This is a genomic window from Aquitalea pelogenes (genome assembly GCF_041914625.1).
Lineage (GTDB): Bacteria > Pseudomonadota > Gammaproteobacteria > Burkholderiales > Chromobacteriaceae > Aquitalea > Aquitalea pelogenes.
Genome location: NZ_JAYSDA010000035.1, coordinates 1 through 23,633, shown reverse-complemented (window position 1 = coordinate 23,633; position 23,633 = coordinate 1). Strand labels below are relative to the sequence as shown.

Below are 23,633 nucleotides of genomic sequence, written 5' to 3'. Positions count from 1 at the left end.
AGGGCAGTGTGTGGTTGAACAAAGCCGGCTAGGGTAGCGCAACGGCGCGCCGCAGGACAGGGTTTTGTCTCCCGCAGGCCCGGCCTTGCACCAATCAGCCTCAGATCAGCTTGTGGTCAATGGCGTAGCGCACCATGTCGGCCACCGAATGGGCTTGCAGCTTTTGCATCAGCCGCACCTTGTGGGTGCTGACAGTCTTGGCGCTGATGTTCAGCTGCTGGGCAATTTCGTTGACGTTGGTGCCGTGCACCAGGCGCTCGAACACCTGGTATTCGCGTTCGGACAACTGGGTGTGCGCCGGGCGTGAGTCGGTCAGGCCGACTTCAAACACCATGCGGTCGGCCAGCTGCGGGTCGATGTAGCGGCCGCCGCTGGCCACCTTGCGAATGGCGGTCAGCAGCAGGGCCGGGTCGCTGTCCTTGGTGCTGTAGCCGGCGGCTCCGGCCTTCAGGGCGCGGGCGGCAATCTGCACTTCGTCGTGCATGGACAGCATCAGGATGGCGGGTGGATTGTCCAGTGCGCGGATGCGCGGAATGGTTTCCAGCCCGTTGGTGCCGGGCATGGAGATGTCCAGCAGCAACACATCGGCACTGGTCTGGCGCAGTTGTTCCAGCAACTGGGTGCCATTGGTGGCTTCGCCCACCACGCTGATGTCTTCGGCCAGCGAAATCAGTTGCTTGATGCCTTCGCGGACGATTTTATGATCTTCGGCAATGATGACGCGAATCATGCGATTTCCCTTCCTTCTTCAACCGGCAGGCGGATGGTCAGGGTGCAGCCCTGTTCCGGTTGACTGTCGATATCCAGTTTGCCGCCCAGCAACAGCACCCGCTCGCGGATGCCTACCAGGCCAAAGGAGCGCAGCTGGCGATGGGCTTGCGGGTCGAAACCCTTGCCGTCGTCGGCAATGCTCAAGGTGATGATGTCCTGCTGGCAGGTCAGCCCCACACTGACCGTGCTGGCCTCGGCGTGACGCAATACATTGGTGAGTGCTTCTTGCAGGATGCGGAACACGCCGATGGCGCGCGCATCGCTCAGGGCGATGGGGCTGTCCGGCACTGATACCAGGCAGGGAATGCCGCTGCGTTTTTCAAAACGCCGCGCCTGCCATTCGATGGCCGAGCCGATGCCGGCATCCAGCACCGGCGGGCGCAAGGCGGTGGCGACGTCACGCACGATCTGGAAAGTCTGCTCGATCAGCTTTTTCATCGCCTGCAGGCGTTCGGCCAGCTTGCTGTCCTGCTGGCCGAAGCTCAGTTCGCACATCGAGGTTTCCAGCCGCAATACGGTAAGAATCTGGCCCAGCTCGTCGTGTACTTCGCGGGCGATGCGGGCTTTTTCTTCTTCGCGTACCGACTCCAGATGGGCCGACAGGCTGCGTAGCAAGCCACGCGATTCCGCCAGTTGCAGTTCGTTGTGCTTGTTGGCCGAGATATCCCAGACAATGCCGTCCCATACCACGTGGCCATCATCAAAGCAGCGCACGGTGGCCTTGATGTCTACCCAGCGCAATTGCCCGTTCTGATGCTGCATGCGGCCCTGCCAGGCCAGGTTGCGGTTGTGTGCGGCGGCATCCTGCCAGGCTTGCTGGTAGCTGCTGCGGTCCTCGCTGGCCACCACGTCCTGCCAGCCTTCCGGCATGCATACCAGGTCCAGCGGGCTGTAACCCAGCATGGCCTGGCTGGCATCGCTGACAAAAGCCAGCCGCACCGGGTGCTCGGCAGCCGGGCGCTCCAGCCGGAACACCATGCCCGGCACATTGCTGGCCATGCCCTTGAAGCGGGCTTCGCTTTCTTCCAGCGCGGCGCGGGCTTTCTGGCGCTCGGTAATGTCATTCAGATACACCACCAGATATTCGGTGCGGCCAAACTTGAGAAAGCTCAGGGTGACGCCCACCGGCAGTACCTGGCCGTCGGCTTTCAGGCTGGTGGTTTCAAAACTGCTCAAGGCCTTGCTGCTGCGCAGCTGGTTCCACAAGTCCAGCCAGCTGCTGTTGTCCAGCGAGGGTTGCAATTCCGGCAGGGACAGGCTGAGCAGCTGCTCGGTCGGATAGCCCAGCATGCTCTCCACCGCGCGGTTGGCGTACTGGATGCGCCCGTCCCAGTTCACCCACAGAATGCCCACCGTACTGTTGTCGATGGAGAACTGGGTGAGGCGCAGCGATTCCTCGGCCAGATCCCGCGCTTCCAGTTCCATTCTTGCCGCCAGCAGGCGCTTTTCTGCCCAGCGCCGTTGCCGCCGCTGGTGGCCGAACAGGCCGGCCAGCAGCAGGGCGGCCAGCAACAAGGCGAGGCTGGTGCGGTGCCAGAAGCTCAGCGAGTCGATCAGGCGCGGGTAGCTGGGCAGCATCCAGCGCGCATACAGCTGCTCCATGCGGATGCCGGGGATGTCCTGCAACTGGCGGTCCAGCACCGGCGGCAGCTCGGGCCAGTCGCGCCTCACCGCAATGCGCAGCAAGTGGGTGTAGCCCAGGTCGCCCACCACGGCCAGGCGCGAGAATTCAGGTTCCTTCAGCAAGGTGGCCAGCTGGGCCTCGTCCACGATGGCGTATTCGGCATATTGCTGTTGTACGGTTTGCAGTGCGGCACGGTCACTGGCTACCTCTACCCGCGGCAGTTCCGGGTAATTGCGTCGCACAAAGCGCAGTGCATCGCTATTGGCGTCCAGCGCCAGCCGCTCGCTGAGCGACAGCCGGTCCAGGTCTACCGCATTGCCGCTGCCGTCCGGGAAACCGACAATCTTGTGCGGCACCCGCAGGTAGGGCTGGGAGAACAGCCAGTGATGCAGGCTGGCTGGCGTTTGCAGCATGCCGGGGGAGATATCGACTTCGCCATTTTCCACCGCACGGTCCAGTGCCTGCTGGTTGCTGAAGGTACGCCAGCTCAGGCTGACATCCATCTTGCCGGCCAGCAGCACCATCACTTCGACATCGGCCCCTTCCAGCAAATGGCTGCGCGGGTTGAGCTGGGCATAAGGCGCTTGCAGCACCACGCCCACCCGCCAGTTGCGGTGAGCAGCCAGCCAGTTGTGGGCGGCAGGCTGGGCGGCCATGACCAGTGAACAGAACAGGCTGATCCAGAGGGCGGTCAGGGCCAAAAGCAAATGTCGAAGGCGAGGAGCCGGTTGCATGTGAAGCCTGTATGCAATGGGGTAAGGGGGCCATGCCTGTTGCGCAACAGGTAGCGGCTGGCATGAGTGCGGCATACTTTACCCTGTAGTACGGGTTTTGCCAAAAATGCTGGAGGAAACCGGCTATTTATTGGCCGGAAGCGGCTTTACCGGAATTAACATCAATTTACAGTGCATTAACCGCGAGGCAGGGGGCAAAGCCGGATACTTCGGTATCAAAACAGAAAGCATTCTTGTCCCTTCATGCCCCGTTTCATTGCATTGCATCGACGCAGCCTGCTGATTGTCACCGGTTTGCTGCTGGCTGTTGCCGCTTATCTGCTGTATCCCCGCCCGCCTGTGAATCACTATCTGACCGCCACGGTCAGCAATATGGATCTGGAAGATACCGTACTGGCCACGGGCACCATCAAGGCGCTGCGTGAAGTCAGCGTCGGTGCCCAGGTGTCCGGCCAGGTGAAATCACTCAAGGTGGCCTTGGGCCAGAGTGTGAAAAAAGGCGATTTGCTGGCGGAAATCGACCCGCGTACCCAGGAAAACTCGCTGGAAGATGCCCAGGCCTCGGTCAGCAGCTATCAGTCCCAGCTCAAGTCCAAACTGGCCGCCTTGCTGAAAGCGCGTCAGGACTTTGCCCGCCAGCAGCAGATGCTGGGCCAGCAGGCTACCTCACAGGAAAGCTATGACAGCGCCAAAGCCACGCTGGATGGTGCAAACGCGGATGCCGAGCAGTTGCAGGCGCAATTGCAGCAGGCGCGCATCAGCCTGAAAACCGCCCAGCTGAATCTGGGTTACACCCGCATTCTTGCCCCGATAGACGGCGTCGTGGTGGCCTTGCCGGTGGAGGAAGGGCAGACGGTGAATGCCAGTCAGTCCACCCCGACAATGGTCAAGCTGGCGCAGCTGGATACGGTGACGGTAAAGGCGGAAATCTCGGAAGGGGATGTGGTGCGGGTGAAACCCGGCCTGCCGGTGTACTTCACCATTCTGGGCGAGCCGGACCGGCGCTATCAGGCGCGCTTGCGTTCGATTGACCCGGCACCGCAGTCGTATAGCGATTCCAGTGACAGCACCAGTACCAGCAGCACCTCCACCAGCAGCAGCTCCAGCAGTTCGTCCTCGACCGCCATTTATTATTACGGCCTGTTTGATGTGCCCAATCCGGGCCATAAACTGCGCATCAACATGACGGCGCAAGTCAGTGTGGTACTCAGCCAGGCGCATGCCGTGCTGGCGATTCCGGCCAATGCCTTGGGTGTACGTGGCAAGGATGGCCGCTATGCAGTGCGGGTATTGCAGCCGGATGGCAGTGTGCAGCCGAGGGCGGTGAAGATTGGCCTGAACAATAATGTGCATGCCCAGGTGTTGTCCGGACTGCGTGCCGGTGAGCAGGTGATTGTGGGTGAGGCCAGCGCCACCACCAGCAGCAGTAGCAGCGGCCACAACGGCCCGCCGCCGATGGGGATGTAAATCATGCACACCCCCTTGCTGGAACTGTCCGGCGTCAGCCGTGACTTTGTCTCGGGCGAAGACACGGTCACCGTGCTGGACAATATCAATCTGCAGATCCAGGCCGGAGAAATGGTGGCCATCATCGGCACTTCCGGCTCCGGCAAATCCACCCTGATGAATATTCTGGGTTGTCTGGATGCCCCCTCGCGCGGCAGCTACCGCGTGGCCGGTCATCCCGTGGCGGACATGGACCCGGACCAGCTGGCGGCACTGCGGCGTGAACATTTCGGCTTCATTTTCCAGCGCTACCATCTGCTGGGCGAGCTGGATGCCCTGCAGAATGTCGAATTGCCTGCCGTCTATGCGGGCAGCCCGGCAGCAGAGCGCAGTGCGCGTGCTGCCAGCCTGCTGGCGCGCCTTGGCCTGGCTGACCGTGCCGGGCACAAGCCGGGACAGTTGTCTGGCGGTCAGCAGCAGCGGGTGAGCATTGCCCGTGCGCTGATGAATGGCGGCAAGGTGATTCTGGCCGACGAACCCACCGGTGCGCTGGACAGTGCCAGCGGCCAGCAGGTGATGACCATCCTGCGCGAGCTGCATGCCGAAGGCCACACCATCATTCTGGTGACGCACGACAGCAAGGTGGCGCAGCATGCTGACCGCATTATCGAGATCGGGGATGGCAAGCTGGTGGCCGACACGCGCCGTGCGGACAGCGCCGCGCCCATGGCGTCACAAGCGGACGATTCCCGGCCGCAGGCCAGTGGCTGGCGGCTGCTGCGCGAGCAATTTGCCGAGGCCTTCGGCATGGCCTGGCGCGCGCTGATGGCGCACCGGCTGCGCTCGGCGCTGACCATGCTGGGCATCATCATCGGCATTGCCTCGGTGGTGTCGGTGGTGGCGCTGGGTACCGGCTCCAGTCAACGCATTCTCAGCGACATCAGCTCGCTGGGTACCAATACCATCAATATCTATCCCGGCAAGCATTTTGGCGACCGCAAGGCCGACGCCATCCACACGCTGACCCCGCGTGATGCCACGGTGCTGGCCGAGCAGCCCTTTGTCGACAGTGTCACCCCGGAAGTCAGCGACAGCGTGACGCTGCGCTATCGTAATGTGGCGGTCACCGCCCAGGTGAAGGGCGTGGGCGAGCAGTATTTCCGCGTGCGCGGCGTGTCCATGGCGCAAGGCCGACCATTCGACGCGGTGGCGGTCAGCCAGCAGGCGCAGCAGGTAGTAATAGACGAAAACAGCCGCAAGGCCCTGTTTGCCGATGGCGACGACCCTATCGGCAAAGTCATCCTGCTGGGCAAGCTGCCCTGCCGGGTGGTGGCCGTGACGCAAACCCAGAAAAGCGCCTTCGGCACCGACGAAAACCTCAATCTGTGGCTGCCCTACAGCACGGTGATGTACCGCATGCTGGGTCAGGATTACCTGAAAGCCCTCACGGTGCGGGTAAGTGACAATGTGTCCACCGCTGCCGCCGAGCAAAGCCTGGTGGCGCTGATGACCCATCGGCACGGCACGCAGGACTTTTTCGTGATGAATACCGACAGCATCCGCCAGACCATTGCCAGCACCACCGCCACCATGACACTGCTGGTTTCGATGATCGCGGTGATTTCGCTGGTAGTTGGCGGTATTGGCGTGATGAACATCATGCTGGTCTCGGTGAGCGAGCGGACCCGTGAAATCGGCGTGTGCATGGCCGTGGGTGCGCGCCAGCGCGACATCATGCAGCAGTTTTTGATCGAGGCCGTGCTGGTATGCCTGCTGGGCGGAGCACTGGGCGTGGCCCTGTCGCTGGGCCTTGGCGTGCTGGTGGCCCGCCTCGCCAGCTTCAATATGGTTTACTCGCTGTCGTCCATTGTGGCGGCCTTTGCCTGCTCCACCTTGGTGGGCGTGCTGTTCGGCTATCTGCCGGCCCGCAATGCCGCACGGCTGGACCCGGTCGTGGCGCTGTCCCGTGAATGAGCATCGCTTCAGAACAGAATGACAGAATGAAAGCATCAAACCCCATCTTGCTGGCCTGCCTGGTGCTCGCCGGTTGTGCCAGCATCACCGCTACGCCGTATCAGACACCGGCGCTCGCGCTGCCCGCGCAATGGCAAACCAGCACGCAAGGAACGACCAGTCCCGCGACAGCAGGAGACTGGTGGCAACAGTTTGGCGATGCCGAGCTGGACGCGCTGATCAAACAGGTGCTGGCACGCAATAACGACCTGGCCGCCGCAGCCATCAAGGTGCGACAGGCCATGCTGCAGGCAGACCTGGCCGATACCGACCTGGCACCCACGCCATCCTTCAGCCTGTCCAGCACGGCCAGCCGGCGTGTAGGTGGCGATGCCATCAGCAGCCAGAGCCATTCGGCCAGCTTGTTGGTCAGCTATGAACTGGACTTGTGGGGCAAGCTGGCACACCAGAGCGATGCCAAGGCCTGGGAGGCGCGCGCCACGGTGCAGGACATGGCCAGCAGCCGCTTGAGCCTGATTGGCAGCACTATCAAGCTGTACTGGAAACAGGCCTGGCTACGCCAGCGGCTGGCACTGGGGCAGGCCAGCATCGACTACCAGCAGCAAGCCTTGCGACTGGTGCTGGCCAAGCAGCAGGCCGGTGCAGCGGCCGAGCTGGATGTGCTGACCGTGCGGCAAAGTCTGGCCAGCCAGCAAGCCAGCCTGCACGACTACCAGCAGCAACTGGCCGAGACGCAAAACGCACTGGCAATATTGCTGGATGGCCCACCCGAGGGTGACATCGCCTTGCGCGCCAGCCTGCCAATGGCGGATCTGCCAGACGTGCCTGCCGGTTTGCCGGTGGCGCTGCTGGCGCGCCGTCCCGACCTGCGGGCTGCCGAATTGCGCCTGCGCGAAACACTGGCAACAGGCGACGCTACCCGTGCCTCGTACTATCCCGATTTTTCCCTGACCGGCAGTCTGGGCAGCAGCAGTACCCGCTTGGCGCAGGTGCTGAGCAACCCGCTGGCCACGCTGGGTGCAGGCATCACCTTGCCGTTCTTGCAGTGGCGGCAGATGAAGCTGAACAACAGCATCAGCGAGGCTGACTACCAGCTGGCGGTGGTGAACTTCCGCCAGACTTTGTATTCGGCACTGGCTGACGTGGACAATGCCTTGTCCGCCCGCCAGCAGTACCGGCAGCAGGGCGAACGGCTGACCCAGGCTGCTGTGCTGGCCGCGCGGGCAGAAAAGCTGTACCAGCTGCGTTATCAGGCGGGTGCGGCTCCACTGAAGGACTGGCTGGATGCGCAAGAAACGCGCCGTACCGCCGAGGTAAGCCTGCTGGAAAACCGTTATAACCGGCTGGTGAATCAGGCAACGCTGTATCAGGCGCTGGGTGGTGAGGCCAGCGCACAGTAAGGGCGACCTTGCAGCAGCCATGTGGTGATCCACTCTTGGCAAAATATGGAATGACAAAGCCCGGTGCATGCACCGGGCTTTTTGCTGAGTCTAGAACTGATCAGTGCGCCTGACTGGTATCCGCCACACGGGTGGGGCGGGGGGCCAGCCAGATGGCGCAGGCGGCCACCACGAACGACAGGCCGGTCAGCCAGAAAATCTGGTTGGTGGACAGCATGATGCTTTGCGACTGCAACAGCTGGTTGAGCTGGTTGCTGGCTGCATCCAGGCTCATGCCGCTCCCCTGCAGGGTGCGCAGGGTGTCGCCACCGGGGTCGATGCTGCCTACCAGGTCGGCATGGTTGTAGCTGGCCTTGTCTTCCCAGGCGGTAGTCACCAGCGAAGTGGCAAAGGCACCGGATAATGTCCGCATGAAGCTCATCAGGCCTGCCGCCGAGGCCATTTCCTCCGGCTCCACGCTGGCCATGGCCAGGCCAGTGAGCGGCACAAAGAAGAAAGGCATGCCCACGCCCTGGAACAGCAGAGGCAGGGCAACTTGCCAGAAGCCCATGTCAGTGGTGGAAAAGCTGCGGTACAGGGTAACGCCGCCCAGCCACATCACTCCCATGAATACCAGCGGGCGCGGGTCCACCCGGGTGGACAGCTGCGCCACCAGCGGAGCCACCAGCACCGCCAGAATGCCGCTCATCGCCGTGGCATGGCCTGCTTCGGTGGCGGTGTAGCCCATATAGCTTTGCAGCCATTGCGGGGTCAGCACCGTTGCGCCAAAGAAAGAGCCGAAAGCCAGCGAGATGGTGAGCACACTGGCCCAGTAGCCGCGGTGCCGGAATACCCGCAGGTTCACCACCGGGTTTTTCTCGGTCAGCTCCCAGATCAGGAAGGCGGCAAAGCCGATGGCAGCGATCACCGCCAAGGCCACGATCTCGGCGGAATTGAACCAGTCCAGGTTCTTGCCTTCATCCAGCATGATTTGCAATGCCGCCACCCACACCACCAGCAGGCCAAGGCCAACGGCATCCACACGGATGTTCTCGCGCAGGCTTTCCTGGCTTTTCAGCAATTGCCAGCCGGCATAGCCGCACAGCATGGTGATGGGGACGTTGATCCAGAAAATCCACGGCCAGCTTACCTGGTCACACAACACGCCGCCCAGGATCGGCCCCATGATGGGGGCGATCAGCGTGGTCATGCTCCACAGGCCAATGGCTGCGCCGGTTTTTTCCTTGGGGAAAATCCGCAGCAGCAGGGTTTGCGACATCGGCATCAGCGGGCCGCCGGCCAGGCCTTGCAGCACACGGAACAGCACCAGTGTTTCCAGCGAGCCGGCCATGCCGCACAGCAAGGAAAACAGGCCGAACAGCACCATGGAGCCGATGAACAGCCGCACCGTGCCCAGCCGCGCAGCCAGCCAGCCGGTGAGCGGCACGGTAATGGCCTCGGCCACCGCATAAGACGTAATGACGTAAGTCCCCTGACTGGAAGATACCGCCAGGCCACCGGCGATATTGGGCACCGACACATTGGCAATGGTGGTGTCCAGCACGGCGACAAAGTTGGCGGCGGCCAGCACCAGGGCGGCCAGCCACAGGGTGCCGCCTTCCAGTGGCTTGGGTGAAGCAGTAACGGAGCTGTCAGTCATGATGGCTTACTCGCTGGCGGTATCGATGGTGACTTCCATCGACAGGCCTACCTGCAGCGGATGGGCGCGCAGTTCGGCCGGGTCCAGTGCAATGCGTACCGGCAGGCGCTGCACCACCTTGATCCAGTTGCCGGTAGCGTTTTGCGCCGGGATGGTGGCAAAGGCTGCGCCAGAGCCGCCAGCCAGGCCGGCCACCTTGCCGTGGTAGGTGATGCGGCTGCCGTAGAGGTCAGCGGTCAGCGTGGCGGGTTGGCCGATGCGTACCTTGTCCAGCTGCACTTCCTTGAAGTTGGCATCCACGTGTGCCTGCTGCAGTGGCACCACCGACAGCAGCTGGCTGCCGGCCTGCACGCGCTGGCCGACCTGTGCCTGACGCTTGGCCACCACGCCGTCCACCGGCGCGCGGATGATGGTGCGGGCCAGGTCCAGGCGGGCCTGGTCACGCTTGGCGCGGGCGAGGGCCACTTCCGGGTTGGTGTCCACCGTAGTGTTGACGGTGAGGGTCTGGTTGGCCTTGAGCGAGCCTTGCGCGGCACGGGCATTGGCCTCGGCCTGTTTGGCGGCGGCTTCGGCGGCGGTCAGGTTGGCGCTGGCGGTGCTGAATACGTTCTGTGCATTGCTCAGTTCTTCACCGGACACCGAACCGCTCTTGGCCAGCGCCTGACGGCGCTTGAGGTCCAGCTCGGCGCGCTGCAGGTCGGCGCGGGCAGAAACCAGCTGGGCATTGCTGCGTGCCTGGTCGGCAATGCGGGCCTGTACCTGGGCTTGCAAGCCTTCGTCGCTGGCCAGATAACCCTGCACGCGACGCTCGGCGCGCGCCAGTTCCGCTTCAGCCTGTGCCAGATTGAGGGTGGCATCCTTGTCGTCCAGTTTTACCAGAATGTCTCCACGCTTTACCTGCTGGGTGTCCACGGCCAGTACTTCGCGCACGGTGCCGCTGACTTCCGGGGTGATTTGCGCCATTTCAACGGCCACATAGGCATTGTCAGTGCTGACATGGTGGGAGGCCACCAGGGTCCAGTAAGTGCCGGCACCAATGGCGGCAACGCCGACGACTGCGCCAAGCAGGGCAAACAGCTTCTTGCGCTTGGCCAGACGCAGGCTGTCGCTGTGCGGGGCATCGGAGGCGGGGAGGGCTTGGATATTTTCGCTCATGATGATTTTCTGCAATTGTTGTATTCGGTTAGGGCTCAGGCTTGATAACCGCCGCCCAGGGCTTTGATCAGGTTGACGTCCAGCAGGAACAGCCGGGTTTCCAGGCTGGTGCTGCTGCGACGACTGGCAATCACGTTGTCTTCGGCATTCAGTACGTCCAGATAGCTGGCCAGACCGCCCTGATAGCGGTTCTGCATCACCTGGTAGGACTCTTCGGCAGTTTTCAGGGCCAGGCGACGCTGCTCCAGTTGCGGGCCCAGTTCCTGTTGCTGGGCCATGACATCGGCCACCTCATGCAGGGCCTGGGTGAGGGTCTGGTTGTAGCTGGCCACGGCGGCGTCGTACTCGGCACGGGCCACGCGGTAGTTGCCTTGCAGGGCGCCACCACGGAAAATCGGCAGCGAAATGGCCGGGCCGACCCCGCCAATGTCGGAACCGTTCTTGGTCAGATAGCTCAGCCCCAGCGACTGCACGCCCAGATAGGCAGACAGATTCACGTTGGGGTAAAACGCAGCGCGGGCAACGTTGATACGGCTGGCGGCGGCTTCTGCGCGCAGTCTGGCGGCGGCCAGGTCCGGACGGCGACCCAGCAAGTCCGCCTGCAAGGTGGCAGGCAAGCCTTGCGGATGCAGCAGGCTGGCAGCCGGGCGACGCAGGCTCATGCCGCGATCCGGTCCGGCACCCATCAGGGCGGCAATGCTCAGCTTTTGCTGGGCAATGGCCTGGCGTGCGGCGCTGAGGTCGGCGTTGGCGGTGGCTTCGCGGGACTGGGCCTGACGCAGGCTGCCCATGGTTTCCAGACCATTGTCAAAGCGCTGCTGCAGCAGCTGGGCGCTATGCTGGCGCACGCTCAGAGCCTGTTCGGCGGCATCTTGCTCGGCGTACAGGCGGGCCAGTTCGGCATAGGCTGCGGCAATGGCGCTGGTCAGCGTCAGGCGGCTTTGTGCTGCCTCGGCCTGGGCTGCGGCCAGTTCCGAGCTGGCGGCGGCAATGGCGGAGCGGTTCTTGCCCCAGAAATCGATTTCATAGCTGAAATCCAGTTCGACCTTGGCAGAGTTGTTGTAACCATGCGGCACAAAGGCAGCGGGAAAGCCGTTGTTATAGCTTTGCTTCATTTTGGTGACAGAGGTATTCAGGTCGAGGCTGGGCAGATTGCTGGCGCCAGTCTGTTCCGCCTGACCGGCGGCTTTGGCCAGACGGGCCTGGGCGGCTGCCAGGTCGGGCGACTGGCTCAAGGCCTCTTGCATGATGTCGTCGAGCTGGCCGTCCTGATAGCTTTGCCACCAGTTGCTGCTCATCCAGTCGGCCGTGCTGGCTGGCAGGGTTTGCTGACTGGCCATGTCCTGCATGGTCTTGTTGCGGGGCGCGGGGCCCAGGTCCGGCACGCTGGCACAACCGGCCAGCAGCAGGCTGCCTAGCATGGTCAGTTGTAGCAGGGTGCGCCGTGGGTGCATGCTTGATTGGGTATCCATTTTTTTGACAGGGCCTTTAACTGTACTGTACGGTACAGTTATAATGTGCGGCGTTAGCGCCGTCAAGTTAAACCGTACAGTTCGGTACAGTTTGGAGCAAAAATGCGAACAAAAAGTGAAGAGCGTCGTCAGGCAATGGTGGCAACGGCAGCTGAGTTGTTCTTGCAACGTGGTTATGAGGCCACTTCCATGGCGGAAATCTGCAGCCGGGTAGGGGGTTCCAAAGCCACTTTGTACGGTTATTTCAAGTCCAAGGAGGAGCTGTTCCTCAGTGTGATGAAAATGCTGGCCGAAGAGCGCATGTCACATGCCTATGCACGACTGGTGCCGGGCGGGGATATTGCGGCGGCTTTGCAGGCATTCGGGGAAAACTACCTGCAGGTGATTCTGGGCCCGGACCTGATGGCCATGCGCGGCATCATTGCGGGTGAACTGGTGCGTGCCGGTGCCGCCCAGCAGTTTTATGAGGCAGGCCCGCGCCAGGGCTGGAACAAGGTGGCGGCTTATCTGGAAGAGGAAATGCAGGCCGGCCGCCTGCGTCGGGCGGATGGCTGGATTGCGGCCATGCATTTGTTGTCGCTGATACAGGCGGAATATCAGGAGACATTCCTGGTTGGCGTGGTGAGCGAGGACGACCTGAAGCTGTTGCAACAGCGTGTGGCCAGAGGTGTGGAGATATTCATGGCCTGGTATGGGGGGCAGTGAGGTCTTGCTGCTGTTGGCAAATAAAAAACCGGGCTTTGGCCCGGTTTTTTCATGCTGCCCGTGTGTGGCTCAGTTGCACAGTGTTTTCAGGTACTGCCCGGCATTGAACAGGTCGCGTTCGATGGCGCGGCGCACGGCGGACGGGTCCTTGCGGTGCAGGGCGCGCATCATGTCCTCATGGCAGTCGTTCATGATGCTCCACACGTGCGGGTCCTGATGCAGCTGGTTGGAAATGGGGCCAACGTGCAGCCATACGCTTTCAATCAGCGACAGAAGCATGGCCGAGCCGGAGGCGCGGTACAGCGTGACGTGGAAGTCTTCGTTTGCCGTCAGATAGCCTTTGACATCGTGATTGCGAATGGCCTCGTCCATGGTGGCGGTCAGTTCTTCCAGCAGCTTGAGGTCGGCACTGCTCAGGTTGCGTGCGCCTTTTTCAGCTGCTTCGCCTTCCAGCAACATGCGGGTTTGCAGGATGTCGTCAAACTGGGTGCGGCTCAGTTGCGGCACGGTGACGCCGCAATTGGGAATGTTGGCCAGCGCCTTCTCTGCCACCAGGCGTTGCAGTGCAGTGCGCACCGGCATTTCGCCAACCTGCATGTCTTGTGCCAGTTGCTTGATCTTCAGCCGTTCGCCGGGCAGCCAGCGACCCAGTGACAGCCACTGGCGCAAGGTGGTGTAGGTTTCGTCCTGTAGTGTAGAGGAGGCGGTAGTCTTCATTGTCGGCGAGTCGTTGGTATTGGAATTTGTCACAAAGGATACCATAGCAATCATGGTGCTGTGATGCTTCACTTTTCAAGTTTTATTTGATCATAAATTGACATGCACGTTTTGTCTTACTATGATCAATTCCAGCTTTTATTCCGGTATTTGCATTTGAATTCACATGGGTTGGTGCGGTGTTGGGAAAAGGGCTTTTGCAGATTTGATCATAAAGGATAAAACATGCATGAGCATTTACACAGCTTCATCCGAACGCACAACATCCATGAAGTGGAATGCGTCATTCCGGACATGACCGGGGTGGCGCGTGGCAAGATTGTCCCCAAGGATTTGTTCCTGGCCGAAGAGAGCATGAAGATGTCCAAGGCAGTACTCACCATCACTGTGAATGGCGAGTTTGCCGAATTCGAACGTTTTGTCGGTGCCAATGACCCGGACATGGTGTGCGTGCCGGATGCCGCCTCCATCCGGCTGGTGCCCTGGGCCATGGAGCCGGTGGCGGTGGTGATTCACGATTGTGAAGACTTCGACGGCAAGCCGGTGGGAATTTCACCGCGTGCCGTATTGCGCAAGGTGTTGCAATTGTATGCCGACCGCGGCTGGCAGCCGGTGGTGGCCCCGGAAATGGAGTTTTACCTGATCCGGCAGAACAATAACCCGCACGAGCCTTTGCGTCCGCCCACCGGTCGCGCCGGGCGCTCCGAAGTAGGGCGTCAATCCTTCTCCATCGATGCCGTCAACGACTTCGACCCTTTCTTCCAGGAGCTGTCCACTTTCTGCCAGCAAGCCCAGCTCAATGTGGAAACGCTGATTCACGAAGTAGGCGCCTGCCAGATGGAAATCAATTTCACCCATGGCAATGCGCTGGAACTGGCCGACCAGGTTTTCCTGTTCAAGCGTGCGGTGCGTGAAACCGCTTACCGCCACAATATCTTTGCCACCTTCATGGCCAAGCCGATGGAAGGCGAGCCCGGCAGTGCCATGCATATCCATCAAAGCATTGTCAGTACTGCAGACGGGCAGAACATCTTTTCCGCAGCGGATGGCAGCGCCACCCCCTTGTTCTTCCATCATATTGCCGGCATGCAGAAGTACCTGCCCATGGTGATGCCCATGCTGGCGCCCTACGTCAATTCCTATCGTCGGCTCAGCCGCCATGCCGCCGCACCCATCAATGTGCGCTGGGGTTATGACAACCGGACTTGCGGCATCCGCATTCCACCATCCGGCCCCAGCGCGCGGCGGCTGGAAAACCGGGTGCCGGGCGTGGATGTGAACCCCTATCTGGCCATGGCGGCCACACTGGCCTGCGGTTACCTCGGCATGGTGCAGGGCCTGATTCCCAGTGAACCGATGAGCGACAGCGCCTACGACCTGGATTTCGAGCTGCCGCGCAGCCTGGAAGATGCCGTGGCGCTGATGCAGGACTGTCCGGAGCTTGCGGACATTCTGGGCGAACAGTTTGTGCAGGCTTTTTGCGCGGTGAAGGAAAAGGAATTCGAAACCTTCAATCGTGGCATCACCGCCTGGGAACGCGAACACCTGCAACTGCACGTATGACATGATGGCGGGCTGCCGTCCGCACAGAACAAGATCAAGGAGAAAGCAATGACAACAACACGACATGGCATCAACTGGGGCAAGGCCTTGCAACTGCACGCTGCCGAGCGCGAGCGCTTTATCGCGGCGCGCCCGCAATCGCAGCGGCTGTCGGCGCAGGCGGATCAGCATTTGCTGTTTGGTGTGCCGCTGCACTGGATGGATGACTGGTCCACCCCCTTCACCCTGTACGTGAAGCAGGCGCAGGGTGCCAGTTTTGAAGATGTGGATGGCAATCGCTATGTCGATTTCTGCCTGGGCGACACCGGTGCCATGTTCGGCCACGGCCCGGCCCCGGTGGCCAGGGCGCTGGCCGAACAGGCTGCGCGCGGGTTGACCACCATGCTGCCGTCGGAAGATGCCGTCTGGGTGGCGACGGAGCTGGCGCGACGTTTTGGCCTGCCATTCTGGCAGTTTGCCATGACCGCCACCGATGCCAACCGCTTCGCCCTGCGCTGGGCGCGGGCCGCTACCGGTCGTCAGCAGTTGCTGGTGTTCAATGGCTGCTATCACGGCACCATCGACGATGTGTTTGTCGATCTGGTGGATGGCAAGCCGGTGCAGCGTGCCAGCCTGCTGGGCCAGGTGTACGACCTGACCCAATACACCCGTGTGGTGGAGTTCAACGATCTGGCCGCGCTGGAAGACGCGCTGAAGGATGGTCAGGTAGCCTGCCTGCTGGCCGAGCCAGCAATGACCAATATCGGTATGGTGCTGCCGGAGCCGGGCTTCTGGGAAGCAGCACAGGCGCTATGCCGACGTTATGGCACGCTGCTGATCATGGATGAAACCCATACCATCAGCACCGGCATGGGCGGTTATACCCACGCTCACGGCCTGAAGCCGGACATGATGGTGCTGGGCAAGCCCATGGGCGGTGGCGTGCCGTGTGCGGTGTACGGTTTTTCCGAGGAAATGGCCAAACGTGCTCAACAGGCCAAACGCGAAGCGGTACCGGGCCATAGTGGCATCGGCACCACGCTGACCGCCAACATGCTGGCCATGGCGGCGATGCGTGCCAATCTGGCCGAGGTAATGACCGGACAAGCCTATGCCCACATGTTTGCGCTGGCCGAGCAATTGGCCGCCGGCTTGCGTGCGGTGATTGCCCGTCACGCGCTGCCATGGTGTGTGACACAGGTGGGTGCCCGCACCGAGTTCCAGTTCACCGCCACCCCGCCGCGCAATGGCAGCGAGGCAGATGCGATTCTGGACAGCGACATGGAGCACATCATCCACCTGTTCCTGCTCAATCGCGGGCTATTGATCACGCCTTTCCACAATATGCTGCTGGTTTGCCCGCAAACCACGGTAGAGGATGTGGCACGACTGGTGACGGCGTTTGACGAATTCGTCAGCGCTGTTCGCTAAGACCGACCGGGCCGCCTGCGGGCGGCTTTTTTACTCAGCCTGCCTGGCGGCAACGGCAAACTGCTCGCCAATGCTGAAGAAGTTGCCACCGGCAATGTAGTGCAGGCTGCGTTTGGCATCATGACCATCAAAGTTCCAATGGCCGTCGTGCCAGACATCCGGGTCTGCCCTGGCGGCCAGTACTTCGCCAATGAACAGGTCGTAGTGCTGCTGGTTGTGCGGCTCGCTGATGATGCGGCATTCCAGATACGCGATGCAGCCGTCCACATGCGGTGCCGCCACGGTTTCGCCGGGCAGGGCGGTGAGGCCGCTGACGGCAAACTTGTCCACCTCCTTCCCGCTGCAACTGCCTGCGGTCAATACCTGTTCAGCCTGGGCGCGGCAGGGAATGTTCAGCACAAATTCGCCGGAAGCTTCCATCAGTTCACGGGTGTGGGTGGCCTTGTCCACCACCACCAGCACCTTGGGCGGGTCAAAGTCCAGCGGCATGGCCCAGGCGGCGGCCATCACGTTTTGTTCGCCCGCGTGGGCTGAGGAAACCAGCACGGTCGGGCCGTGGTTCAGCAGGCGATAGCTTTTGGCCAGATCAACAGCAACAAGCTTGGACATCGGTCTTTCCCGGTTCATGTTCAGCCGCTGATTCTAGCAATATCCATGCACCGCTGCCTTGTATCCGGCAATTGCCGTGTACAATGCCGCCAGTTCAACATTTAGCGGAAAGAAACCCATGTCCAAGCGCAAGGAAGACGAGCTCGATCCGGATACCATCGCCCTGTTGCAATGGTGTGCCGAAGTGGAAGCCCTGTTTGTTGCCGCTGGTGCCAAGCCGGATGAGGCGCAGCAACAAATCGAAGAAAACGCCGAGTGGTTTACCGATATGTTTTTTGACGGCCTGAGCCCGGAAGAGGCAGCCAAGGCGGCATTGAATTGAGCAGCACATCACCTTGTTATGCGGTGCTCGACTTTGAAACCAGCGGCTTGTCGCCAGCCGTTGGCAGCCGTGCCACTGAAATTGCCGTGGTGCTGTGGCAGGACGGTCGTGAGGTGGATCACTACCAGAGCCTGATGAATGCCGGCGTGCGGATTCCGGCGCAAATCGAACAGCTTACCGGCATCAGCAGCGCCATGCTGCGCAGCGCACCGCCGGTGGCTACCGTCATGCGCGAGGTGGCTGATTTTGTCGGCGACCTGCCGCTGGTAGCGCACAATGCGGCATTCGACCGCAAGTTCTGGGATCACGAGCTGGGCTTGCTCGGCCGGCAGCGGCGACAGGACTTCGCCTGCACCTTGCTGCTGGCGCGGCGCTTGTTGCCGCAGGCGCCAGATCACAAACTGGGCACGCTCACCCGCTGGGCGGGGCTGCCGGATGCCGGACGCGCTCACCGTGCACTGGCGGATGCCCGTATGGCGGCACAGCTGCTGCAATACCTGCTGGAGACGGCGCAGCGCAAGCACGGTACAGCACAACTCGACCACCGCCAGCTGTGCCAGTTGCAGAAGGTGAGTGCCGCCAAGGTGGCGGATTTCTTCATGCAGCATGCCTAGCGCGCTTGCAGGCTGGCCACGGGTGGCGTTCGCCATCCCGGCCTGATCGCCATTGGCGGCTGATGATGAATCGGCCCGCCAGCAAAGCGAAATTTCCAGACGCCAAACCGGACATCATGACATTCCGCTGCCGTAAACAGCATCCCTAGACTAATGGCTGGTATCGCCGTGCAGTTTTCCGGAGCGATACCGACTTTACTCGGGGGTTTTCATGTCCAAAGGTATTGCACCTCTCGTACTTGCCGCATCCCTTGCAGCTGCCTTGTTGCCAGCTGCCGAAGCCTGCACCCGCGTACTGTGGAATACACAGCCCGGTTATCTGCTCAGTGCGCGCAATCTTGATTTCTTTGGCCCGGTCAGCCCTTCGCTGGTACTGAGTCCACGCGGTGTCAGTCGCGTGGGTGCCACCGAAGAAAATGCAGCCCATACCGTACGCTGGAAGGCGCGCTATGGCAGCGTGGCTGTTTATGCTGACAATGTTTTCCCGATGGATGGCATGAACGAGAAGGGCCTGGTGGCGCATACCCTGTACTTTACCGGCGGTGCGGAACAGCCGCAGCCGGGCAAGCCGGAAAAGCCGGTACTGGAAAGCAGTCACTGGCTGAGCTTCATCCTGGATAACCATGCCACGGTAGCCGAAGCGGTTGCCGCCATCCGCAGTGTGCGACTGCTGCCCAAGCGCCTGCCCATCGACTATGCGTCGGATACCAAGCACATTGCCATTGAGGACGCCAGCGGCGATTCGGCCATCATCGAAATCGTCAAGGGTGAAACCGTCATCCATCATGGCAGGCAGTTCACCGTGCTGACCAATCCGCCTGACTACGACACCATGCTGAAGCAGGAAAAGAAGTTTGCGGCCTCCACCTCTGAAACCATTCCCACCGGATGGCAGGCGGACGCCCGGCTGGTGCGGGCCAACTGGCTGCTCAAGACGCTGCCGCGCCCGGACAATGTCGAAGAAGCACGCGGCTTTCTGGCATCCATCATGCATAGTGTTGCCATGCCCATCGGCCTGATGGCAGATCCGCTGGATTTGTCGGTGGAAAAAGCCTACGAGCCGTATTCACGCTATCCGGCAGAAAACCGGGGTGTGGGCACCTATTGGACCACCACGGCCGACATGAAAAACATGCGCTATGCGTTTCAGTCTGCTTCATCCATCAGCCCGGTCTGGCTGGATTTGCGTGACTTCGACTTTGCCCGGCTCAAGCAAACCAGGGCCATTTCGCGCCTGAACCTGTATGGCAGCAAGAACTGGGCTGGCAATGCACACCAGCATTTGCAGGATGTGGCGGCTTATCACTGACCATGAGCATACCTGCCGCTGTCAGCCAGGCAGACCGTGTGACTGATGCCGGTATCAGTCTCCGGCTTCCAGTGTCAGCAAGTGCGGGGTGAAGTCACCGCGCTCCAGCACCCGGATGCAGGCATCCACCACATCCGGGTCCAGTTGGGTGCCACGCATCAGGCGAATCTGGGCGATGGCCTGGCCAATGCCCAGTGCGGCCCGGTAAGGACGGTCCGACGACATGGATTCGACAATGTCGGCTACGGTGAGGATGCGTGACTCCAGCAGTATGCTTTTGCCCGACAGGCCGAGCGGATAGCCGGAACCATCCAGATATTCGTGGTGCTGGCGAATGATGTCGGCAATGGGCCAGGGGAAATCAATGTTTTTCAGGATGTGGTAACCCACTTCCGGATGGCGCTTCACCAGCGCAAATTCCACCGGATGCAGCCGGCTGGGTTTGCTGAGAATCTCGGCCGGCACCTCAATCTTGCCCAGATCATGCACCACGCCACTCAGGTACAAGCCACGCAGCCGGTGTGCATCCAGGCGTAATTCCTGGCCAATCAGCACGGCAAGTTCGGCCACGTGTTTCTGATGGCCAGCAGTGTAAGGGTCGCGCTGTTCCAGTACCGAGGCAATGGCAGCCAATGCCTTTTCCAGGGCATTTTCCAATACCTGGGCGTGGGCTGCCTGCTCCTGCAAGGACTGCTGATACGCCACCCGGGTGCGGCGCGACTGGATGCCGAACTGCACATTGCGTGTCAGCTCTTCAAAAACCTGCACCTCCACCGGGCTGAATGACTGCTCGGCGCCACCATAGACTGCCAGCGCGCAGATCAGGTCCGGCCCGGCCACCAGCGGGATGGCGACAATGGCGTGCAGCCCGTGCTGGCTGGCCAGCGCCTTCCATGGCTGGAAGCTGGGGTGCTGTTCCAATGCGTGGATATTGATGGTGTTGCCCTGGCGGATGCAGCTGGCAATCGGGCCGTCATTGCTGGCGGAGTCCTTGGACCAGTAAATGTCCAGCTGTTCGCTGTATGCATGGGCAGTACCGGCAGCGGTCAGTACTTGCAAACGCTGTTGTTGCAGGTCCTGCATGCCGGCAATCAGGGCCAGCGGGTAGCGCTGGTCGGCGACGATGGCATCACACACGGCCTGCAGCAAGGCCTGTTCGTCACTGGCCTGTACCAGGGCCTGATTGGTACGGCTATTGGCTTGCAGCGCCCAGGCACGGCGCTGCATTTCATCATGGTCCTGCTTTTGCTGGGTGATGTCCTTGAAAATGACAGTCAGGCCTATGCACAGCCCAGCGTCGTCGAAAATGGGTGATTTGCTGGTTTCCAGCCAGCAGTGCTTGCCATCCAGCATGTAAGGCTCTTGCAGCACCACGGCAACGCCGCTGGCAATCACCTTCTGGTCGTCTGCCTGATAACTGGCTGCCAGTGCCGGCGGGAAAAAATCGTGATCGGTCTTGCCGGCAATATCTTCGATGCGGATGCCCAGGTCATCGGCAAAACGCTGGTTGCAGGTGATGAAGCGGGAGTGGGTGTCCTTGATGATCACCCGGTCCGGCAGTTGCCGGATGGCGGCCTGCAGGGTGTAGTCGGCAAATGGCATTCTTGTGCTACGGGCGTCCATGTTCAGCTTTTTCTTTTATGGTCCGGCAGTTGATAGCCATGTTCGTCAAATAGTGCCAGACAGGCATCAACCACGGCGGGGTCGTACACGTTGCCCTTGTATTGTTGCAGCTGTGCCAGTGCCTGGCCCTGACCGAGCTGGCGACGGAAGGGGCGATGCGACAACATGGCCTCCATGCTGTCGGCAACGTGGATGATGCGTGCTTCCAGCAGGATTTCATCACCGCGCAAACCGCGCGGATAACCGCTGCCGTCCATGTTTTCGTGGTGCTGCCAGGAAATCTCGGCAATGGGCCAGGGAAACTGGATGTCCTTGAGGATTTCATGGCTGGCCTCGGCGTGCAGCTTGACCAGCTCGAATTCCTCGTGATTCAGGCGGCGTGGCCGGGTGAGGATTTCCGATGGAATCTGGATCTGGCCGATGTCATGCACCATGGCAGCCAGGCCCAGCCCTTCCAGCTGGTGTTCATTCAGCCCCAGCTGGCGGCCGATGGCAACGGCAAGGTCGCTGACACGTACTTCGTGGCCCGCCGTGCTCATGTCACGGTGCACCATGGCCGATGACAGGGCGCTGATGGCCTGGATCAGCGACTGGCGCAGCGATTCCTCCGCCTTCTTGCGCCCGCTGATGTCGATGAAGGCACCAATGATGCCGGCAATATTGTTGTCCTCGTCGTAGAACAGGTCCTTGGCGTATACCACATCCATCAACTGACCTTGCTGGGTGCGGATGACGTACTCGAACATCTGTGGCTGGCGGCTGGCAATCAGCTGGGCATCATTCTGGGTGAACATGCTGGCCAGCTCGGCCGGCCAGACTTCTTGCGGCATCTTGCCGATGATGTGCTCGGGCTGCATGCCCACCGTGCGGGAAAAAGCCGGGTTGCAACCCAGATAGCGCCCGCTGGCGTCCTTGTAGAACACGGCAATCGGCATGGCATTGAGCAAGGCCTGGTTGAAGCGTTGCGCCCGGTCCAGCTGCACCATCACCTGGTTGCGTTCTGCCTGCAGGCTGATGGCCAGTTGTTCGCTGTCGTTACACAGCTTGATGGCGCGGGACAGGTTGGCCAGGATGGGCGGGAATACATGCTCCAGCGGCATCTGCTGCAACATGGTTTCCGGTGCCAGCAGCATGATGGTGTGGGTTTGGTCCAGCGGCAGGCGCAGGCCGTAACGGTAGCGATCCTGACCGGTAAAGCGTTGTAGCAGCCTCGCGTCGGTGTCGGCCTGAATGCTGCGGCCCAGCAGCCCCGGCGGCAGGGCGATGCCGATGCTGGCTTGCTGTTGTAGTTGATGGTCGCCAATCACTTTCAGCAGGCTGCCGCTGTTGGCGTCCAGTCCATCCGGGTGGTGAATGACCAGGCCGACCGGGCAGCCGGTGTGAAACAGCAGGCGTTGCACCACCTTGGTGAGCAGCGCATCAACCGTGACCTCGCGCCCGATGGTGAGCGACAGGTCGTACAGTACGGCAAGCAACTGGTCCTTGTTCATGCATCCATCCACACGCTGGCCGTGATGCAGGCATTGTGAAACAGCGGGTAGCCCCATTCATGCGGGCTGCCGATTTCACCCAGCGTCAGCGCTCCGGTCACGCTGGCGGCCTGGCTGTGCCGGATCAGGCCATGGATTTCCTCCAGTGCAGCCGGGCCAAAGTGCTGACTGCGCCCCGCACAGTAAAAGCTCAGCAGGTTTTTACCTTGCAGCGAGCCATGACGCTGCTGCAAGGTGCCAAGCACCTGCTGTACGCAGTCATCGCCCGGCACTGGCGGAGCTTGCACCATCATCAGCACGGCGTTTTCCGGCACTTCACCCACGCAAAATACCGAACCGTCATCCTCCAGCGCTACCGGGACACGAATCAGCAATTGCTGGTTGGCCAACATGATGCCAAGCGGAAAATGCACGCCAAAGGTGTAGAAGTTGTCACGATTCAGTTCGGCACCAAACTGTTGCTTGACGATTTGCTGGTAGGCGTCGAAGGCCGGTCGCCAGTCAATCTGGAAAATGCGGTTACCGGCAGTGGCTGTGGCGGTGAGGGTGTGCTCCGGTGCCGGGTAGCCATGGTTGATGACCGGATTGGCCGTGGCGGGCAGCAACAGGCAGAGCACGCCGTGCATCATGCTCTGGTATTGGTCGAACAGGCAGGGAATGGGCTGGAACTGGGCGCTGCCGGCATTGACCCCGCCGTAGAACACCTGGTCGGCCAGCTGCAGGTACAAGGCATCCAGAATGGACGCGATATCCGGCAGCATGCCATCGAAAATCATGAACAATGTTGGTTTGCCCTGATTCACAGGCCATGCAGCAAGCATTTGCGTTATCCGCTCACTCATGTGTTGCGCGGTGTGTGCCGGGTCTTGCCCGGTATGGATGCGCAACAACGCACTTTGGCTGCCGCCAGGGCAGGGCAGCAGCATGACGCCATGGTCAACAAAACCCTGATCGCTGATCAGCCGGGGAAACACCCCACCCGCCAGTTCTATGCCCTGATGGAGGGTCGGCAGGGATTCATGCGAAAAACAGCCGAAATTCACCTAGTGAATTGAA

At 61.2% G+C, this 23,633-nt stretch carries 19 protein-coding genes; 9 read left to right on the top strand and 10 right to left on the bottom strand.

The genetic code is table 11. The features are described 5' to 3' along the window. Nucleotides 1-100: 100 nt before the first annotated feature. The gene (locus tag ACE3SE_RS20005) at nt 101-730 is read right to left on the bottom strand and encodes a response regulator (protein ID WP_045844818.1); all 630 of its coding nucleotides are present in this window, start codon (nt 728-730) and stop codon (nt 101-103) included. Beyond that, a complete protein-coding gene (locus ACE3SE_RS20000; RefSeq protein ID WP_374557751.1) occupies nt 727-3,096 on the bottom strand; it encodes a PAS domain-containing sensor histidine kinase in 2,370 nt (789 codons plus the stop codon). The genes ACE3SE_RS20005 and ACE3SE_RS20000 overlap by 4 nt, the downstream gene beginning before the upstream one ends. 276 nt (nt 3,097-3,372) lie before the next feature. On the opposite strand from ACE3SE_RS20000, the gene ACE3SE_RS19995 reads away from it, so the two are divergent. From ACE3SE_RS19995 to ACE3SE_RS19985, 3 genes are read left to right on the top strand one after another with little or no spacing between them, the layout of a single operon-like run. Beyond that, a complete protein-coding gene (locus ACE3SE_RS19995) occupies nt 3,373-4,596 on the top strand; it encodes an efflux RND transporter periplasmic adaptor subunit (protein WP_374557749.1) in 1,224 nt (407 codons plus the stop codon). A 3-nt stretch (nt 4,597-4,599) separates the two neighbouring features. Next, nucleotides 4,600-6,549 (top strand): MacB family efflux pump subunit, encoded by a 1,950-nt coding sequence (locus tag ACE3SE_RS19990; protein ID WP_374557747.1) that lies wholly within the window; start codon nt 4,600-4,602, stop codon nt 6,547-6,549. Between the two features lie 26 nt (nt 6,550-6,575). Next, nucleotides 6,576-7,949 (top strand): efflux transporter outer membrane subunit, encoded by a 1,374-nt coding sequence (locus tag ACE3SE_RS19985; RefSeq protein WP_374557745.1) that lies wholly within the window; start codon nt 6,576-6,578, stop codon nt 7,947-7,949. Between the two features lie 100 nt (nt 7,950-8,049). On the opposite strand, the gene ACE3SE_RS19980 is transcribed toward ACE3SE_RS19985, so the two are convergent. From ACE3SE_RS19980 to ACE3SE_RS19970, 3 genes are read right to left on the bottom strand one after another with little or no spacing between them, the layout of a single operon-like run. After that, nucleotides 8,050-9,588 (bottom strand): DHA2 family efflux MFS transporter permease subunit, encoded by a 1,539-nt coding sequence (locus ACE3SE_RS19980; RefSeq protein ID WP_374557743.1) that lies wholly within the window; start codon nt 9,586-9,588, stop codon nt 8,050-8,052. Between the two features lie 6 nt (nt 9,589-9,594). Continuing rightward, the gene (locus ACE3SE_RS19975) at nt 9,595-10,743 is read right to left on the bottom strand and encodes an HlyD family efflux transporter periplasmic adaptor subunit (RefSeq protein ID WP_045844813.1); all 1,149 of its coding nucleotides are present in this window, start codon (nt 10,741-10,743) and stop codon (nt 9,595-9,597) included. Nucleotides 10,744-10,778: 35 nt separating this feature from the next. Then, on the bottom strand, nt 10,779-12,197 hold the full coding sequence (locus ACE3SE_RS19970) for an efflux transporter outer membrane subunit (RefSeq protein WP_062787706.1): 1,419 nt from the start codon (nt 12,195-12,197) through the stop codon (nt 10,779-10,781). A gap of 120 nt (nt 12,198-12,317) precedes the next feature. On the opposite strand from ACE3SE_RS19970, the gene ACE3SE_RS19965 reads away from it, so the two are divergent. Then, a complete protein-coding gene (locus tag ACE3SE_RS19965; protein WP_374557740.1) occupies nt 12,318-12,920 on the top strand; it encodes a TetR/AcrR family transcriptional regulator in 603 nt (200 codons plus the stop codon). Between the two features lie 69 nt (nt 12,921-12,989). Here ACE3SE_RS19965 and ACE3SE_RS19960 read toward each other — a convergent pair whose 3' ends face one another. Then, nucleotides 12,990-13,637, bottom strand: a complete 648-nt coding sequence (locus tag ACE3SE_RS19960; RefSeq protein ID WP_045844885.1) for a GntR family transcriptional regulator — start codon at nt 13,635-13,637, stop codon at nt 12,990-12,992. A 225-nt stretch (nt 13,638-13,862) separates the two neighbouring features. Here ACE3SE_RS19960 and ACE3SE_RS19955 point away from each other — a divergent pair, with 225 nt between their 5' ends. Beyond that, a complete protein-coding gene (locus ACE3SE_RS19955) occupies nt 13,863-15,200 on the top strand; it encodes a glutamine synthetase family protein (RefSeq protein WP_374557738.1) in 1,338 nt (445 codons plus the stop codon). A 48-nt stretch (nt 15,201-15,248) separates the two neighbouring features. Next, nucleotides 15,249-16,610, top strand: a complete 1,362-nt coding sequence (locus ACE3SE_RS19950; protein ID WP_374557736.1) for an aspartate aminotransferase family protein — start codon at nt 15,249-15,251, stop codon at nt 16,608-16,610. 30 nt (nt 16,611-16,640) lie between these two features. Here ACE3SE_RS19950 and ACE3SE_RS19945 read toward each other — a convergent pair whose 3' ends face one another. Then, nucleotides 16,641-17,219 (bottom strand): flavin reductase family protein, encoded by a 579-nt coding sequence (locus ACE3SE_RS19945; protein WP_374557734.1) that lies wholly within the window; start codon nt 17,217-17,219, stop codon nt 16,641-16,643. A 118-nt stretch (nt 17,220-17,337) separates the two neighbouring features. On the opposite strand from ACE3SE_RS19945, the gene ACE3SE_RS19940 reads away from it, so the two are divergent. The 3 genes from ACE3SE_RS19940 (at nt 17,338) to ACE3SE_RS19930 (ending at nt 19,464) form a co-directional block, all read left to right on the top strand. Continuing rightward, a complete protein-coding gene (locus ACE3SE_RS19940; protein WP_045844807.1) occupies nt 17,338-17,541 on the top strand; it encodes a hypothetical protein in 204 nt (67 codons plus the stop codon). Continuing rightward, nucleotides 17,538-18,155, top strand: coding sequence for a 3'-5' exonuclease (locus ACE3SE_RS19935; RefSeq protein WP_374557733.1), 618 nt, complete (start codon nt 17,538-17,540; stop codon nt 18,153-18,155). The genes ACE3SE_RS19940 and ACE3SE_RS19935 overlap by 4 nt, the downstream gene beginning before the upstream one ends. 211 nt (nt 18,156-18,366) lie before the next feature. Continuing rightward, entirely contained in the window at nt 18,367-19,464 is a 1,098-nt protein-coding gene (locus tag ACE3SE_RS19930; protein ID WP_374557731.1) for a linear amide C-N hydrolase, read from the top strand. Nucleotides 19,465-19,518: 54 nt separating this feature from the next. Here the strand turns inward: ACE3SE_RS19930 and ACE3SE_RS19925 are convergent, their stop codons facing one another. The 3 genes from ACE3SE_RS19925 to ACE3SE_RS19915 are packed head-to-tail and all read right to left on the bottom strand — an operon-like array spanning nt 19,519 to nt 23,551. Beyond that, nucleotides 19,519-21,087 (bottom strand): HD domain-containing phosphohydrolase, encoded by a 1,569-nt coding sequence (locus ACE3SE_RS19925; protein WP_374557730.1) that lies wholly within the window; start codon nt 21,085-21,087, stop codon nt 19,519-19,521. Nucleotides 21,088-21,089: 2 nt separating this feature from the next. Beyond that, complete coding sequence (locus ACE3SE_RS19920) at nt 21,090-22,577, bottom strand: HD domain-containing phosphohydrolase (RefSeq protein WP_374557729.1); 1,488 nt, start codon at nt 22,575-22,577, stop codon at nt 21,090-21,092. Beyond that, nucleotides 22,574-23,551 carry an FIST signal transduction protein gene (locus tag ACE3SE_RS19915; protein ID WP_374557767.1) on the bottom strand — a complete coding sequence of 326 codons (978 nt, stop codon included), beginning with the start codon at nt 23,549-23,551 and terminating at the stop codon, nt 22,574-22,576. The genes ACE3SE_RS19920 and ACE3SE_RS19915 overlap by 4 nt, the downstream gene beginning before the upstream one ends. Between the last annotated feature and the right edge of the window lie 82 nt (nt 23,552-23,633).